This is a genomic window from Micromonospora sp. LH3U1, assembly GCF_028475105.1.
GTDB lineage: Bacteria > Actinomycetota > Actinomycetes > Mycobacteriales > Micromonosporaceae > Micromonospora.
The window spans coordinates 3,233,281-3,247,391 of sequence record NZ_CP116936.1 but is presented as its reverse complement, the minus strand read 5'-3'; the positions used below and the strand labels follow the sequence as shown (position 1 = coordinate 3,247,391).

Here is a 14,111-nt window from a genome sequence, read left to right as displayed (position 1 = left end):
TGGTGGCGCGGTGCTGATCAGACGCGAGACGCCCGCCGATATCGATGGAATTCGGGCCGTGCACTCTGCCGCCTTCGGGAAGGCGGACGGCGGGGGCGTACCGATCGAGGCGACCCTGGTCGACGCGCTGCGCGCCGACGAGGGCTGGCTGCCCGCGTACTCCCTGGTGGCGACCGACCCGGACGGCCTGGTGGTGGGGCACGTGGTGGCCACCCGCGCTCTGGTGGCCGGTCAGCCGGTGGCGCTCGGGCTGGGGCCGCTCGGCGTACTGCCCGACTGGCAGCGGCGTGGGGTCGGCTCGGCGTTGATGCACGCGGTGCTCGGCGCGGCCGACGCCCACGACGAGCCGCTGGTGGTGTTGCTCGGGCACCCCGACTACTACCCGCGGTTCGGGTTCCGGCCCGCCGTCGAGGTGGGCGTCACCCCGCCGCAGCCGTGGGGCCCGCAGTATTTCCAGGCCCGCCCCTTGAGCGCGTGGCGGGAATCGATCCGCGGCGAGTTCCGCTACGCCCGCCCATTCGACGAACTGTGATTCAACCCCGCATCCGTCGGCGACGCCTCACCGACCTCGACGGCTGCGTCGCGGGGCTCGCGACGGTTCACCAGGCCGACCGGTACCCCCTGAACTGGCCCGCCGACCCGCACCGGTGGCTACGCGAGCCGCACCCGGCGCGCGCGTGGGTGGCCGTCGACGCGGACGCGGCAATCCTCGGACACGTCGCGGTGCACCGGGTGCCCAGTCCAGCGAACGGGCCGCCTGCCCGGCCGACGGCCGAGGTGGCTCGGCTCTTCGTGATACCGCGCGCCCGAGGGTTGGCGCTGGGCAACGCGTTGCTGGGCCGGGCCCGGCAGTGGGCGAGTGCGCGTGGGACGGATCTGGTGCTGGACGTGACCTCCGGTAGCGCCGAGGCGGTCGCCCTCTACGAGCGCGCCGGGTGGCGGTGCACCGGCAGCAGCACGGCACCATGGACCGCCCCCGACGGCAGTCCGGTGTCGCTGCGTCACTACACGCTGCGCTCCGACGCCGCGCCGGCCATCGCCGCGAGGCGGCGGGCGAGCAGAGCGGCGGCCTCGCGCAGCTCCGGAGGCTCCAGCACCTCCACCTCGTAGTCCAGGCGGGCGACGTGCGCGGCGAGCCAGTCCAGGCGCTCCCCGCCGACGACCAGCACACACCACCCGTCGCCATCGTCCTCGACACGCCCCACCTGGGGCGGGACCAGCTCCCGCACCCGGTCGCCCGGGGCGTGCACGCGCACCCGGGCGAGATACCGGTATGGCGCCTCGGTCACGGACCGCTGCACGAAGGCGACCGGATCCGGGTGCTCGCGCGCCCGGAAGCGCCAGGTCGTCGCCACCGCCGCGCTCATCCGGTCCAGGCGGAACGTGCGCCAGTCGTCGCGGTCGACGTCCCAGGCCATCAGATACCAGCGGCGGCCGGTCGTGACCATCCGAATCGGCTCGATCGTCCGCTCGCGGTTCCCACCGTCACGGCCGGCGTACCGGAAGCGGACCCGCACGGCGTCTCGACAGGCCCGTGCGAGTGTCATCAGCAGGTCCGCGTCGATCTCGACCACCGGACCGACGAGGGTCTCCGTGGAGCCGTGCACGGCCCGCACCTCGGCGCGCAGCCGCGCCGGCATCACCTGATCGAGCTTCGCGAGTGCCCGCAGCGCCGCCTCGCCCGCCCCGGCGACCGTGCCCCCCGAGGCGAACCGCAGGGAGACCGCCGTCGCGATCGCCTCCTCGTCGTCGAGGAGCAGTGGCGGCAGCCGGGTGCCCGCGCCGAGTTGATAGCCGCCGCCGACGCCCGCCGTCGCGTGCACGGGGTACCCGAGCGTACGCAGTCGCTGCACGTCTCGGCGCACGCAGCGGCCGGTGACCCCCAGCTCGGCGGCGAGCTCGGCGGCCGTCCAGGACGGTCGCCGCTGCAACAGCGCCAGCAACCGCAGCACCCGTTCGGTCGTCGCTTCGACGGTCACGCGCCGATCGTTGCACACAATGCGGAACGACCCTGTCCGCTATTGGCGACAGGGTGGGATCAGGACCGACCAGATCAACGAACAGGGAGCTGACATGGCCCGCGATGTGCAGATCACGTTCGACTGTTCCGACCCGGCCGCGTTGGCGGCGTTCTGGGCCGAGGCGCTCGGCTACCAGGTGCAGCCGCCGCCCGGCGACTTCGAGTCATGGGAGCAGGCACTGGAAGCGATGGGTGTGCCTCCGGAGAACCGCAACGACGCGTCGGCGGTGGTCGACCCCGACGGCGCGGGGCCGCGCCTGTTCTTCCAGCGGGTGCCGGAGCGCAAGCAGACGAAGAACCGCGTCCACGTCGATGTACGAGCCGCACCCGGGCTCACCGGCGACGAGCGGATGGCGGCCCTGGAGGCGGAGGCCGAACGGCTCGCCTCGCACGGCGCCACCCGGCTCGGTCGTCACGAACCCGCTCCCCCGCTGGGAGCCGGTCACCTCGTGATGGCCGACCCGGAGGGCAACGAGTTCTGCCTCGACTGATCGGGAGTTCGCCCAGCTCACTGCCGCGACGGCCGGACGTCATGCGAACATGTGTACGTGTCGCCCGGCGCCAGCATCCTGCACGCCGACCTGGACGCCTTCTACGCGTCGGTCGAGCAACGCGACGACCCGCGCCTACGCGGGCGGCCGGTGATCGTTGGCGGCGGCGTGGTCCTCGCGGCCAGCTACGAGGCGAAGGCGCGGGGCGTACGCAGCGCGATGGGCGGGCAGCAGGCGCGCCGACTGTGTCCGGATGCGATCGTGGTGCCGCCCCGGATGTCGGCGTACACGGCGGCGAGCCGCGCGGTCTTCGAGATCTTCCGGCAGACCACCCCGCTGGTCGAAGGGCTCTCCATCGACGAGGCGTTCCTGGACGTGGGTGGCCTGCGGCGGCTGGTCGGGTCGCCGGCCGAGATCGCCGAGCGGCTGCGCCGGGAGGTCCGTGAACGGGTCCACCTGCCGATCACGGTGGGCGTGGCCCGCACGAAGTTCCTGGCGAAGGTGGCCAGCGGGGTGGCGAAGCCGGACGGGCTGCTGGTGGTGGCGCCGGACGCCGAGCTGGCGTTCCTGCACCCGCTGCCGGTGGAGCGGCTCTGGGGCGTCGGCCCGGTCACCTCCGCGAAGCTGCGGGAACACCGGATCCGTACCGTCGGGGAGGTGTCCCGGCTCGGCGAGGCCGCGCTGGTGTCGCTGCTCGGGGCCGGGGCCGGGCGACACCTGCACGCCCTGGCGCACAATCACGACCCCCGGGCCGTGCAGGTCGGCCGACGGCGCGGTTCGATGGGCGCGCAGCACGCGCTGAGCCGTACCCCGCATGCCCCGGCGGAGCTGGATGCCATCCTCGCCGGCCTGGTCGACCGGGTCAGCCGGCGGATGCGGGCGGCCGGGCGGTCCGGTCGCACGGTGGTGCTGCGGCTGCGCTTCGGCGACTACACCCGGGCCACCCGCTCGCACACGGTGGGCAAGGCGACCGCGGACACGACCCCGCTGCTCGCCGCCGCCCGGGCGTTGCTGCGAGCCGCGCTGCCCGAGATTGATCGCCGTGGTGCCACCCTGATCGGTGTGTCGATCGGCAATCTGGACGACAACCCGGTGCAGCCGGAGCTGCCGTTCCACCGCGACCCGGGTGCGGAGTTGGACGCCGCGGTCGACGCGGTCCGCGACCGGTTCGGATCGGCGGCGCTCACCCGTGCGGTGCTGCTCGGCCGGGATCCGGGCGTCGAGATGCCGCTGTTGCCGGATTGACCGGTATGCGTGCCGTGTTCGGACGTCGGAGCTGCGACCGGAGACACATCACAGCAGGCCGGCGGTTTAGCCTGCGGCTGACGGGTGACCCTTGGGGGGTACAGCCTGCCAAGGGGGGGACCCACCATGTCCGACGACGACACCAGCAACCGACCGAGCCGCAGCGCCGAGCGCCCGCACGACGTGACCGACCCGCTGCTCTGGCAGTTGGCGATCGACGTGCTGAGCGCCCACGAGCCGGACGACGAGGGGCACTGCCGCAACCTCCAGTGCGCCGGGCAGTCCTGGCCGTGCGCGGCCCGCAACGGCGCCGAGCAGTCGCTGCGACTGGCCCGCAGCACGCCCGCCTCGGTCGACACGACCATCGACGGCGACGACAGTGACGGGGTCGGGACGGGCCGGCCCGGGGAGAGCGCGGCACCGGCGCCCCGCTGGGGCTGGAACGCCGGCCCGGTGGCGTCACAGCGAGAGTCGAAGGCGTCCGCCTCCGCTGCGTGACGGCGGTCCGTCGGGGGCACGGACAGTCGGGCTGATCAGCACCCCACACGCGAACGCTCGGCCGGTTCACCGGCCGAGCGTTCGCGTGTCATCCGTCAGAGGCTGAGCCGCTGACCCGGGAAGATCAGACCCGGGTTGGTGCCGATCAGCTGCCGGTTGCGCTCGTACAGGGCCTGCCAGCCGCCGACCTGCCGGTGGCTGTCTGCGATCTCCGACAGGGTGTCGCCAGGCTTGACCACGTACGTCTCGCCACCCGCCGCGGGCGCGGTGCGCTCGTGGTTGCGGGTCGCCGGCTGCTCGCCGCGCGACGAACGTTCCTTCGGCGTGGTGGCCTTCGCGGTGGACTTCGACGACTTCGTCGAGGACTTCGTGGCGGAGCCGCCCGACGAGCCGCCCTTCTTGCCGCAGGTCGGCCAGGCGCCGATGCCCTGCCCGTCGAGCACCTTCTCGGCGATGGCGATCTGCTCGCCACGGCTGGCCAGGTCGGCGCGGGCGGCGTACTTCTTGCCGCCGTAACCAGCCCAGGTGCCCTGCGAGAACTGCAACCCGCCGTAGTAGCCGTTACCAGTATTGATCTTCCAGTTGCCGCCGGACTCGCACCTGGCGACCGCGTCCCAGTTGACGCCGGCCTGCGCCGGCGCGGCCGGGCCGAAGAGGGCGACGGCGCCGGTGACCGCACCGACGGCCAGGGTGCCGACGGCGATGCGGCGGGTGGTGACCCGTCGGTGACGGGGCGTGTGAACAGACGTCATGTGTGCTTCCTCCACGCCGGCGAGGTGAGCTGTCGGGTTCGGGCCGAGGAGCCCGGCCGCGCGGTGGCGGCTTCACCCCGAGGTGACGTGCACCGAGGAACATTGGGTCCCCCGCTCCTGCCCGGGTTATTGGTATCCGACGACCGGGGGCAGGATTTGGCGTTGCCGGTCGTGGTGTCCGCAGTGGCGAACCCGACCGACGTTAGGCACGGCCGGCGACGATCGCCCAACCCCTGTGAAGTTCTTCACCGGGCTACGCGGGGCGTGACCCGCAGCGGTTGCGAGCGAGTGGACACTGTGCAGTGACCACCGTGGACCGTTGCGGATCAGACGTCGTAACGGAGCCAGGCCACGATGCGGCGCAGCAGCTCGACGTGCCCCTGCGACTCGTACGACCGGACGCCGTGCCCGAGCGCGCTGTAGACGATCCGGCTGGTCCCGATGGTGCGCGCCCAGACGAGTGGGTGGGTGTCACCGCCCTCGTCGTGGACGTAGAGGGGCTCGATCTGGGCGCCGTCGACCAGCTCCAGGTCGGTGTAGCGCTCGTCGTGGACCTCGATGTCACCGAGACCGGTAGTGATCGGATGCTCGACACCGGTGCGCCGGACGAGACTCGGGCCGATCGGCGGATGGAAGGTCCGGCCGTGGTCCCAGGCGGCGCCGAGGGCGGAACGCCAGCTCGCCAGCTGAGGGAACGCGATCGTGGCGCTGTGGGTGGCGAGCAGGCTGCCGCCACGGGCCAGGAAGCGGTCGAGGATGCGGGCGAAGGCCTCGTCCTCGGGGATCGGGGTGGAACGGTCCGCGCTCGCGTTCACCACCAGCAGGCGGGCGCCGTCGAGTGCCGCCTCGAGTTGGTCGACGGAGGTCACGATCGCGACCTGGTCCTCGTCGCCGAGCAGGCTGGCGATCGTGGCGCTGGTCTCGGCCAACTGGTGCCAGGGGTCGGCGTGCGGACCATCCCCGCTGAAGATCACAGTGTCGACAGGCATGGCCGTGCTCCGCTCAGCATTTGGATAGTTTTCGAAATCACGAATTGAAAGCTAGCATGGCGTCCATGAGAGCCCTGCATCATCCCGATCTCGCCTCGGTCGACCTGGCCACGTTGCTCGGCGCCCTCGCCGACCCGGTGCGCCTGAGCGTCGTACGGCAGTTGGCGCAGGCCGGTGGTGTCGTCTGCGGAAAGTTCGACGCGTTGTCCGAGGTGAGCATCTCCACGCTCTCGCACCACCTGAAGGTGCTGCGGGCCGCCGGCGTCCTGCGCGTCACACCGAACGGCAGTTTCCGTCGCCACGAACTGCGTGCCGACGAGATCAATGACCGTTTTCCCGGGCTCCTCCCCGGGATCATCGCCAACCTCGACCTGCCCGAGCGAGTGGGAGTGCCCGCATGACCGACGCCGGACCGACCGGGCAGATCGCGCCGAACACGCTGGGCCTGTCCGCCGACGAGGTCCTGAGCACGACCCGCGCCGTCCGCAAGCGTCTCGACCTGCGACGCCCGGTCCCCCGTGCCGTGATCGAGGACTGCCTCAGCATCGCGCTTCAGGCACCCAGCGGCCGCAACAGGCAGCGCTGGGACTTCGTCTTCGTCGAGGACCAGGAGACCCGGGCTGCCGTCGCCCGACTGTGGCGCCTCGGTCTGATGGCGCCACCACCGGCATCGGGCGGCACCGGGCCGGCCTTCAGCCGGATGAACTTCGCCTCCGAGCAGTGGGGCAGGATCGCGGGCAGCCTGCAGCACCTCGCGGACCACCTGCACGAGGTCCCGTTGCTGCTCATCCCCTGCCTGCGCGTCGAGTCACGCGCCGAGTTGGACAGCGTCCGGGGACAGGCGGGGGCCTGGGGTTCCGTCATCCCGGCGTTCTGGAGCTTCATGCTGGCCGCCCGCGAACGCGGGCTGGGCACCGCGTGGACCACGAGCCATCTCAGCTATGAGCGGGAGATGGCCGAGTTGCTCGGCATCCCCTACGACACGGTCGTGCAGGTGGCCCTCACACCGGTGGCCTACACCCTGGGCACCGACTTCAAGCCCGGCCCCCGGGCCGAAGCCGACGCGTTCGCCCACTGGAACCGCTGGTAGCGAATTGACGTTCGAGCAAGAAACGGTAGATCGACGGTCGCGATGCTCCTGGGCATGCCGGGTTGACCCGAGCAGCCAAGCCCGCCCAGGAGGAGATCATGCCGATCCACCAGAACCGCACCGGGCGCCGCAGCGCCGCCGCCGTCCTGCTGACCGTGCTGGCCAGCGCCGGACTCGCCGCGCTCACGCCAACCGCCGCGCAGGCGGCCAGCACGTGCACCAGCCTGACCTACTACCGCGTCGGCGGCTACCCGGGTGGCGCCGACATGCACGTGCCCACCGTCGGCTGGCAGGACGGTAACAAGACCTGCTACCTGGAGTACGGCCACTCCAACAGCGCGGTGAAGGTGTTGCAGGAGGCGCTGAACAACTGCTACTCCCAGTCCCTGCGGCTCGACGGCCAGTACGGCACCAACACCCGCAACGCCGTCCGGGCCGCCCAGCGCCGGATCAACCAGGACTACGTGTACGCGCACATCGCCGAGGACGGCGAGTACGGTCCGCAGACCCGGGCGTACATGGGCTTCGCGATCTTCGGGGTGAATGGTGGCCCGGTGATCCCGAACGTCTGCTACTACCCGGGCTGACCCGCGCGACGGCGCCGGCCGGAATCCCCCGTTGGATTCCGGCCGGCGCCGTCGTGGCGTCTCCGGTCCCTCCCCCGCACCGGCGACGCCGGCCCTCAGCACACCCGTACGGCCTCGATGCGCGTGTTCCAGGTGCCGCCGATCGCCGCCGAGTCGTAGGCCAGGTTCGCCCGGTAGCCGTACGCGTGCTGGTAGCCGAGCAGGCCGGTGGCGTTGGCGTTGTCCCAGAAGGTGGAGACGGTGCCGGACGCCCGATTGTTCTTGATCGACTGGGTCCTGTTGCGGAAGTACGAGGGCAGCGTGACGTCGTTACAGCCGTTGTACGGACCGTCGAGGTAGAACACGTCACCGGAGAAGTTGGTCCCGGCGTAGAGGCAGAGCAGGTTCGAGGGACAGGCGTAGTTGGCAGCCTGGGCCGGGCTCGGAGCGGCACCGAGCGCGGCGGTCAGGGCGACCGTGGCAACCAGGGCGGACGTGAGCCTTCGCCGAATGCTTCGCACGTAAGTGACCTCCGGGTCTCGTCACGACCGCGTCGGCCGTGAGTCGAATTGCCGACATCGGATTGAGAGATGTCGCTGTGCCCACGATGATCTGCGCGGAAGGTCGACGGATTCCTGCCGGAACCTCAATCCGGCCGTACCGGCCGGGTTGGCCGACCGGCGGCACGGGGGCGAGCGGCGGTTCATGGAAATTCGGGTCCTCGGACCAGTCGAGGTGTGGGCAGACGGCCAACTGATCGACGCGGGAGCGGCCCGGCAACGCGCCGTCCTCGCCGCGCTGGCGGTCGACGTGGGCCGGCCGGTTCGCGCGGAAACCCTGGTGGATCGGGTCTGGGGTGAATCCCCGCCGCCCCGGGTCCGGCACAACCTGCACGTCTACCTCGCTCGGATCCGCCGGGTGCTGACCGCCGCAGGGGTGCCGGACGCGCTGGTCCGCCGCTCCGGCGGATACCTGCTGGACCTACCGCCGGAGACGGTCGACGGACAGCACTTCGACGCGCTGCGGCAGCGGGCCGACGAACTGGCCGACGACGGCCCGGAGCGGGCGGAACTGCTGCGCCGGGCAATGACGCTGTGGCGCGGCGAGCCGCTGGCCGGACTGCCCGGCGAGTGGGCGGCCCGGGTCCGACAGGACTGGCACCGCCGGCACACCGAAACCGTCGTGCAGTGGGCCCGCGGCCTGCTGCGCCGGGGTGAGCCGGAGGCCGTGATCGACCCGTTGACCCGGCTCGCCGACGACCACCCGCTCGACGAACCGGTCGCCGCCGCGCTGCTGCACGCGCTGGCCGCCGCCGGACGGAGCGCACAGGCGCTGGCGTACTACGCCCGCTTACGGGATCAGTTGGCGGACGCGCTCGGCGCGGACCCGAGTGCCGAGCTTCGCCAGCTGCACCAGGCCATCCTGCGCGGTGAGATCACCGTGCCGACACCCCCCGCCGAACCCACCCCGCCGCACAGCGCAGCCGGACCCGTCGCGCGGCCGGACCCGGCCCACCCGGTCCCGGCGCAGTTGCCCTCGGACGTCCGGGGCTTCGCCGGGCGGGGGGCGGAGCTGGCCCACCTGAACGCGCTGCGGACGAACGCCGAGGCGCATCCCGGCGCGGTGCCGGTGGCGGTGATCTCCGGGCTGGCCGGGGTGGGCAAGACGGCGCTGGCCGTGCACTGGGCGCACCAGGTGGTCGAGCATTTCCCCGATGGGCAGCTCTACGCCAACCTGGAGGGCTACAGCCACAGCGGCGTGGTGCGCAGCGCGGACCAGGTGGTGCGCGGCTTTCTGGCGGCGCTGGGGGTGTCGCCCCGGGAGCTGCCGTTCGACCCGCAGGAGCAGACAGCGTTGTACCGCAGCCTGCTGGCCGGCCGACGGATGCTGGTACTGCTGGACAACGCCCGGGACGCCGCGCAGGTCCGGCCGCTGCTGCCCGGGTCCGCCCACTGCCTGGTGCTGGTGACGAGCCGGGACCGGCTGACCGGCCTGGTGGCCACCGAGGGCGCCGAGCCGCTGGTGCTGGACCTGCTCACCGCCGCGGACGCGGAGGCTCTGCTGCACGCGCGGATCGGGGTGCGGGCCGAGAGGGAACGAGCCGCCGTCGGCGAGTTGGTCGGGCTCTGCGACCGGCTGCCGTTGGCGCTGGTCGTGGTGGCGGCCCGGGCGGTGGTCCGGCCTCAACTCTCCCTGGCCGAGCTGGGCGCGCAGTTGCGCACCGACGGTGGGCTCGACGGACTGGACGCGGGCGACCACGCCAGCAGCGTCCGGACGGCGCTGTCCTGGTCGTACCGCCTGTTGACCGGGCCGACCGCCCGGCTTTTCCGGCTCGTCGGCGGCAGCACGGACGTGACGCTCAGTACAGCGGCCGGGGCCAGTCTCTCCGGTGCCGAGCACCGCGAGGTCCGGGTGGCGTTCGCCGAACTCGCCGACGCGCACCTGGTGCTGGAGCGCGGCCCGGACCGGTACGGGATGCACGACCTGCTGCGGGCCTTCGCGGCCGAGCTTTCCGGCGAGCAGGACCCGGCCGGTGACCGGGCTGTGGCGCGGGGTCGGCTCTTCGACCACTACCTGCACAGCGCGCACGCTGCTGCCGTGCTGCTGCACCCGCACTGGGACCCGATAGCGCTGCCGCCGGCCGTCGCCGGGGTCCGACCCGAGAAGGTCAGCGACCACGACGAGGCGACGGCGTGGTTCGCCCGGGAGCGTGAGGTGCTGATCGCACTGGTCGAGCGGTGCGCGGCCAGCGGGTTCGACCGGCACGCCTGGCAGCTGGCCTGGAGTTTGACCATCTTCCTGGACCGGCAGGGCGGCTGGCACGACCAGCTGGCGGTGCAGCGTACGGCGCTGGTCGCCGCGCGCCGCAGCGGCGACCCGGCCGGGCAGGCACACGCGCACCGCAGTCTGGCCCGGGCCCAGGCCCGACTGGGCCAGCTCGACGAGGCACCCGGTCAGCTCCAGCGGGCACTGGAGCTGTTCCGGGCCCTCGACGACCCGGCCAACCAGGCGCACACCTGCCTGGACCTGGCCGAGATGGCCGACCGGCAGGGCCGGCGCGCGGAGGTGGTCGAGCACGCGGAGGTGGCGCTGGCGTTGTACCGGATGGCCGGGCACCGGTACGGGCAGGCGATGGCGTTGAACGCGATCGGGTGGTACCGCGCCCAACTGAATGAGCACGACGCCGCGATCGAGGCGTGTCGGCAGGGTTTGGCGCTGTTGCGGGAGTTCGACGACCGCCAGGGTCAGGCACCGACCTGGGACACCCTCGGGTACGCGCAGCACCGCGCCGGGCGACCGGCGGAGGCGGTCGGCTCGTACCGGCACGCGGTGGAGCTGTACCGGGAGTTCCGGGACCGGTACTACGAGGCGGACACGCTGGGGCACCTGGCCGAGGCGCAGGCCGAGGCCGGCGACCCGGCGGAGGCGGCCCGGAGCTGGCGGACGGCGTTGCGCATCCTCGACGACCTCGGGCACCCGGACGCGGAGCGCATCCGTCGTCGGCTCACGGACGCCGACGGGCCGTGACCGGCCGGCGGGGCCCGCTGATCGGGCGGCCCGCCGGCCGGAGGGGTACGCCTCCTACAGGGTGCGCGCCAGGCGGTCGGCGAGCGTCCGGGTGAAGCGGGCCGGGTCGGTCAGCTCACCGCCCTCGGCGAGCACTGCCAGGCCGTAGAGCAGCTCGGCGGTCTCGGTCAACGCTGCGGAGTCATTGCCCTGCTCGTGGGCCTTGCGCAGCCCGGACACCAGCGGGTGACCGGGGTTGATCTCCAGGATCCGCTTGGTCGGGGGGACCTCGTGACCCATGGCCCGGTACATCTTCTCCAGGGTCGGGGTGAGGTCGTTGGCGTCGCCGACGACGCAGGCCGGTGAGGTGGTCAGCCGGGATGACAGGCGGACCTCCCGGACACTGTCGGTCAGGGTGGTGCCCAGCCAGTCGAGCAGCGCGGCGAACTCCTGTCGCTGCTGCTCGCGCTCGGCCTCGGCCTGCTGCTTCTCCTCGTCGGTGTCCAGGTCGATCTCGCCCTTGGCGATCGAGCGCAGCGGCCGACCGTCGTACGCGCCGACCCGCTCGACCCACACCTCGTCGACCTGGTCGGTGAGCAGCAACACCTCGTGGCCCTTGGCCCGGAACGCCTCCAGGTGCGGAGAGTTCTCGATGGCGGCCCGGGAGTCGCCGGTGGCGTACCAGATGTCGCTCTGGCCGTCCTTCATCCGCGCGACGTAGCCGGCCAGGTCGGTGGGCTCGGCCGCGTCGTGGGTGGAGGCCACCGACAGGATGTTCAGCAGGGTGTCGCGGTTGTCGGTGTCGTCGATCAGCCCTTCCTTGACGACCGCGCCGAACTCGGTCCAGAAGGTGCGGTAGCGCTCGGCGTGGTTGGCCTTCAGGTCCTTGACCGTGGCGAGGATCTTCTTGACCAGGCGGCGGCGGACGATCTGGATCTGCCGGTCCTGCTGGAGGATCTCCCGGGAGATGTTCAGCGACAGGTCGTGGGCGTCGACCACGCCCTTGACGAAGCGCAGGTACGTCGGGACCAAGGCCTCGCAGTCGTCCATGATGAAGACGCGCTTGACGTAGAGCTGGACACCACGGCGGCCCTGCGGGGAGAACAGGTCCAGTGGGGCGTGGCTGGGCAGGAACAGCAGCGCCTCGTACTCGAAGGTGCCCTCGCCCTTCATGTGCACGACCTCGAGCGGGTCGGCCCAGTCGTGGCTGACGTGCTTGTAGAACTCGTTGTACTCGGCGGCGTCGACCTCGTCGCGGGGCCGCGCCCAGAGCGCCTTCATCGAGTTGAGGGTCTGCACCTCGCTGGTGGCGGCCTCGCCGTCGGCGCCGGGGCGCTCGACGGTCATCCGGATCGGCCAGGCGATGAAGTCGGAGTATCGCTTGACGATCTCCCGGATGGTCCACTCGGCGGTGTAGTCGTGCAGGTTGTCCTCGGTGTCGGCCGGCTTGAGGTGCAGGGTCACCGTGGTGCCCTGCGGCGCCTCGTCGACTCCCTCGATCGAGTACGTGCCCTCGCCGGTGGACTCCCAGCGGGTGCCGCCGGTCTCGCCGGCCTTGCGGGTCAGCAGGGTGACCCGGTCCGCGACCATGAACGCGGCATAGAAGCCGACACCGAACTGGCCGATCAGGTCCTGCTTGGCGGGGGCGTCGGCGGATTCGCGCAGCTGGCGCAGCAGCTCGGCGGTGCCCGACTTGGCGATGGTGCCGATCAGCTGGACCACCTCGTCGCGGGTCATCCCGACGCCGTTGTCCCGCACGGTGAGGGTGCGGGCGTCCCGGTCGACCTCGAGTGCGACGTGCAGGTCGTCGGTGTCGGCGACGAGGTCCTTGTCGACGAGCGTGGCCAGCCTCAGCTTGTCCAGCGCGTCGGACGCGTTCGAGATGAGTTCCCGCAGGAAGACGTCCTTGTTCGAATAGATCGAGTGGACCACCAACTGGAGGAGCTGACGCGCCTCGGCCTGGAACTCCAACGTCTCGGCCTGGTTGCTCACACCGTCTCCCTGCTCGGCTCGTGCGGACGTTCGCGGAAAGGATACGAGTCGTCACCGCCTGGGCGGTGGCCGCCTCCGGGTCGTATTCCCGATCCGGGCGCGGCGTCCTCGTGACATAGCTGACTTTGGCTAACAGAAGCCAGGTCGGATAGCGTGACGCCCATGAAGATCGCTGGAAGCACCGCCCTCGTCACCGGGGCCAACCGCGGCTTCGGCCGACACCTGGCCGCCGAACTCCTCACCCGCGGCGCCACCGTCTACGCCGGCGCCCGCAACCCGGACACCGTCGACCTGCCCGGCGTGACGCCGGTACGCCTCGACATCACCGACCCCGCCTCGGTGGCCGCCGCCGCCAAGCTGGCCGGCGACGTGAACCTCCTGATCAACAACGCCGGCATCGAGACCGGCACCGACCTGCTCGAAGGCGACCTGGACCTCGTCCGGCTGGAGCTGGAGACCCACTACTTCGGCAACCTGTCGATGGTCCGGGCGTTCGCTCCGATCATCGCCGGCAACGGCGGAGGGACGATTCTCAACGTGCTCTCCGCGCTGTCCTGGGTGAACTTTCCCGGCGTCGGGGCGTACGGCGCCGCGAAGTCGGCCGAGTGGGCGATGACCAACGCGCTGCGCGTCCAGCTCGCCGAGCGGGGCGTCCGGGTCGCCGGCCTGCACGTCGGCTACATGGACACGGACATGACCGCCGGGGTCACCGCCCCGAAGTCCGACCCGGCGGTGATCGCCCGGATCGGGGTGGACGGCATCGAGTCCGACGCGTACGAGATCGTCACCGACGAGACCAGCCGCCAGGTCCAAGCCGGCCTAGCCGGCGGCGTAACCGCCCTATACCCGCAGCTCCCCTAACCCCCACCGCTCTCCCGCGCCGCCCATCACGGCGTCGATCTAGGGGGAATCGTCGTCAGACGATCTCTGTGCACAACCGTTCGCCCTAGATCGGCGCCGG

The 14,111-nt window shown here is 71.8% G+C and carries 15 protein-coding genes and 1 riboswitch; of the genes, 10 read left to right on the top strand and 5 right to left on the bottom strand.

Annotation, left to right across the window (positions count from 1 at the left end; all coding sequences use genetic code 11):
- Positions 1 to 10: 10 nt before the first annotated feature.
- Positions 11 to 532, top strand: coding sequence for a GNAT family N-acetyltransferase (locus PCA76_RS14640; protein ID WP_272618564.1), 522 nt, complete (start codon positions 11 to 13; stop codon positions 530 to 532).
- On the top strand, positions 529 to 1,110 hold the full coding sequence (locus PCA76_RS14635) for a GNAT family N-acetyltransferase (RefSeq protein ID WP_272618562.1): 582 nt from the start codon (positions 529 to 531) through the stop codon (positions 1,108 to 1,110). The genes PCA76_RS14640 and PCA76_RS14635 overlap by 4 nt, the downstream gene beginning before the upstream one ends.
- On the opposite strand, the gene PCA76_RS14630 is transcribed toward PCA76_RS14635, so the two are convergent.
- Positions 1,005 to 1,979 carry a helix-turn-helix transcriptional regulator gene (locus PCA76_RS14630; protein ID WP_272618560.1) on the bottom strand — a complete coding sequence of 325 codons (975 nt, stop codon included), beginning with the start codon at positions 1,977 to 1,979 and terminating at the stop codon, positions 1,005 to 1,007. The genes PCA76_RS14635 and PCA76_RS14630 overlap by 106 nt on opposite strands.
- Before the next feature lie 94 nt (positions 1,980 to 2,073).
- Between PCA76_RS14630 and PCA76_RS14625 the strand changes: the two genes are divergently transcribed.
- The 3 genes from PCA76_RS14625 to PCA76_RS14615 all read left to right on the top strand — a co-directional run bounded on the left by PCA76_RS14625 (position 2,074) and on the right by PCA76_RS14615 (position 4,254).
- The gene (locus tag PCA76_RS14625; RefSeq protein ID WP_272618558.1) at positions 2,074 to 2,511 is read left to right on the top strand and encodes a VOC family protein; all 438 of its coding nucleotides are present in this window, start codon (positions 2,074 to 2,076) and stop codon (positions 2,509 to 2,511) included.
- A gap of 57 nt (positions 2,512 to 2,568) precedes the next feature.
- Positions 2,569 to 3,756: a DNA polymerase IV gene (dinB, locus tag PCA76_RS14620; RefSeq protein WP_272618556.1), complete on the top strand. Its 1,188-nt coding sequence runs from the start codon at positions 2,569 to 2,571 to the stop codon at positions 3,754 to 3,756.
- 126 nt (positions 3,757 to 3,882) lie between these two features.
- A complete protein-coding gene (locus tag PCA76_RS14615) occupies positions 3,883 to 4,254 on the top strand; it encodes a hypothetical protein (RefSeq protein WP_272618554.1) in 372 nt (123 codons plus the stop codon).
- A 95-nt stretch (positions 4,255 to 4,349) separates the two neighbouring features.
- Here PCA76_RS14615 and PCA76_RS14610 read toward each other — a convergent pair whose 3' ends face one another.
- A complete protein-coding gene (locus PCA76_RS14610) occupies positions 4,350 to 5,006 on the bottom strand; it encodes a LysM peptidoglycan-binding domain-containing protein (protein ID WP_272618552.1) in 657 nt (218 codons plus the stop codon).
- A riboswitch (cyclic di-AMP (ydaO/yuaA leader) is annotated at positions 5,007 to 5,178 on the bottom strand.
- A gap of 154 nt (positions 5,179 to 5,332) precedes the next feature.
- Positions 5,333 to 5,995 carry a ThuA domain-containing protein gene (locus PCA76_RS14605; RefSeq protein ID WP_272618550.1) on the bottom strand — a complete coding sequence of 221 codons (663 nt, stop codon included), beginning with the start codon at positions 5,993 to 5,995 and terminating at the stop codon, positions 5,333 to 5,335.
- Positions 5,996 to 6,060: 65 nt separating this feature from the next.
- On the opposite strand from PCA76_RS14605, the gene PCA76_RS14600 reads away from it, so the two are divergent.
- From PCA76_RS14600 to PCA76_RS14590, 3 genes are all read left to right on the top strand, one after another.
- Positions 6,061 to 6,396, top strand: coding sequence for an ArsR/SmtB family transcription factor (locus tag PCA76_RS14600; protein WP_272618548.1), 336 nt, complete (start codon positions 6,061 to 6,063; stop codon positions 6,394 to 6,396).
- Entirely contained in the window at positions 6,393 to 7,085 is a 693-nt protein-coding gene (locus tag PCA76_RS14595) for a nitroreductase family protein (RefSeq protein ID WP_272618546.1), read from the top strand. The genes PCA76_RS14600 and PCA76_RS14595 overlap by 4 nt, the downstream gene beginning before the upstream one ends.
- A gap of 98 nt (positions 7,086 to 7,183) precedes the next feature.
- On the top strand, positions 7,184 to 7,672 hold the full coding sequence (locus PCA76_RS14590; RefSeq protein ID WP_272618544.1) for a peptidoglycan-binding domain-containing protein: 489 nt from the start codon (positions 7,184 to 7,186) through the stop codon (positions 7,670 to 7,672).
- Positions 7,673 to 7,767: 95 nt separating this feature from the next.
- Here PCA76_RS14590 and PCA76_RS14585 read toward each other — a convergent pair whose 3' ends face one another.
- The gene (locus tag PCA76_RS14585) at positions 7,768 to 8,172 is read right to left on the bottom strand and encodes a peptidase inhibitor family I36 protein (RefSeq protein ID WP_272618542.1); all 405 of its coding nucleotides are present in this window, start codon (positions 8,170 to 8,172) and stop codon (positions 7,768 to 7,770) included.
- A gap of 184 nt (positions 8,173 to 8,356) precedes the next feature.
- On the opposite strand from PCA76_RS14585, the gene PCA76_RS14580 reads away from it, so the two are divergent.
- A complete protein-coding gene (locus tag PCA76_RS14580; RefSeq protein ID WP_272618540.1) occupies positions 8,357 to 11,179 on the top strand; it encodes an AfsR/SARP family transcriptional regulator in 2,823 nt (940 codons plus the stop codon).
- 54 nt (positions 11,180 to 11,233) lie between these two features.
- On the opposite strand, the gene htpG is transcribed toward PCA76_RS14580, so the two are convergent.
- Complete coding sequence (htpG, locus tag PCA76_RS14575) at positions 11,234 to 13,150, bottom strand: molecular chaperone HtpG (RefSeq protein WP_272618538.1); 1,917 nt, start codon at positions 13,148 to 13,150, stop codon at positions 11,234 to 11,236.
- Between the two features lie 162 nt (positions 13,151 to 13,312).
- Here htpG and PCA76_RS14570 point away from each other — a divergent pair, with 162 nt between their 5' ends.
- Positions 13,313 to 14,011 (top strand): SDR family oxidoreductase, encoded by a 699-nt coding sequence (locus PCA76_RS14570; RefSeq protein ID WP_272618536.1) that lies wholly within the window; start codon positions 13,313 to 13,315, stop codon positions 14,009 to 14,011.
- Positions 14,012 to 14,111 lie beyond the last annotated feature (100 nt).

Coding starts and splice junctions, on each gene's coding strand:
- PCA76_RS14570 (WP_272618536.1), top strand. CDS start 13,313: ATGAAGATCGCTGGAAGCACCGCCCTCGTCACCGGGGCCAACCGCGGC.
- PCA76_RS14625 (WP_272618558.1), top strand. CDS start 2,074: ATGGCCCGCGATGTGCAGATCACGTTCGACTGTTCCGACCCGGCCGCG.
- PCA76_RS14605 (WP_272618550.1), bottom strand. CDS start 5,995: ATGCCTGTCGACACTGTGATCTTCAGCGGGGATGGTCCGCACGCCGAC.
- PCA76_RS14600 (WP_272618548.1), top strand. CDS start 6,061: ATGAGAGCCCTGCATCATCCCGATCTCGCCTCGGTCGACCTGGCCACG.
- PCA76_RS14610 (WP_272618552.1), bottom strand. CDS start 5,006: ATGACGTCTGTTCACACGCCCCGTCACCGACGGGTCACCACCCGCCGC.
- PCA76_RS14590 (WP_272618544.1), top strand. CDS start 7,184: ATGCCGATCCACCAGAACCGCACCGGGCGCCGCAGCGCCGCCGCCGTC.
- PCA76_RS14595 (WP_272618546.1), top strand. CDS start 6,393: ATGACCGACGCCGGACCGACCGGGCAGATCGCGCCGAACACGCTGGGC.
- PCA76_RS14615 (WP_272618554.1), top strand. CDS start 3,883: ATGTCCGACGACGACACCAGCAACCGACCGAGCCGCAGCGCCGAGCGC.
- PCA76_RS14580 (WP_272618540.1), top strand. CDS start 8,357: ATGGAAATTCGGGTCCTCGGACCAGTCGAGGTGTGGGCAGACGGCCAA.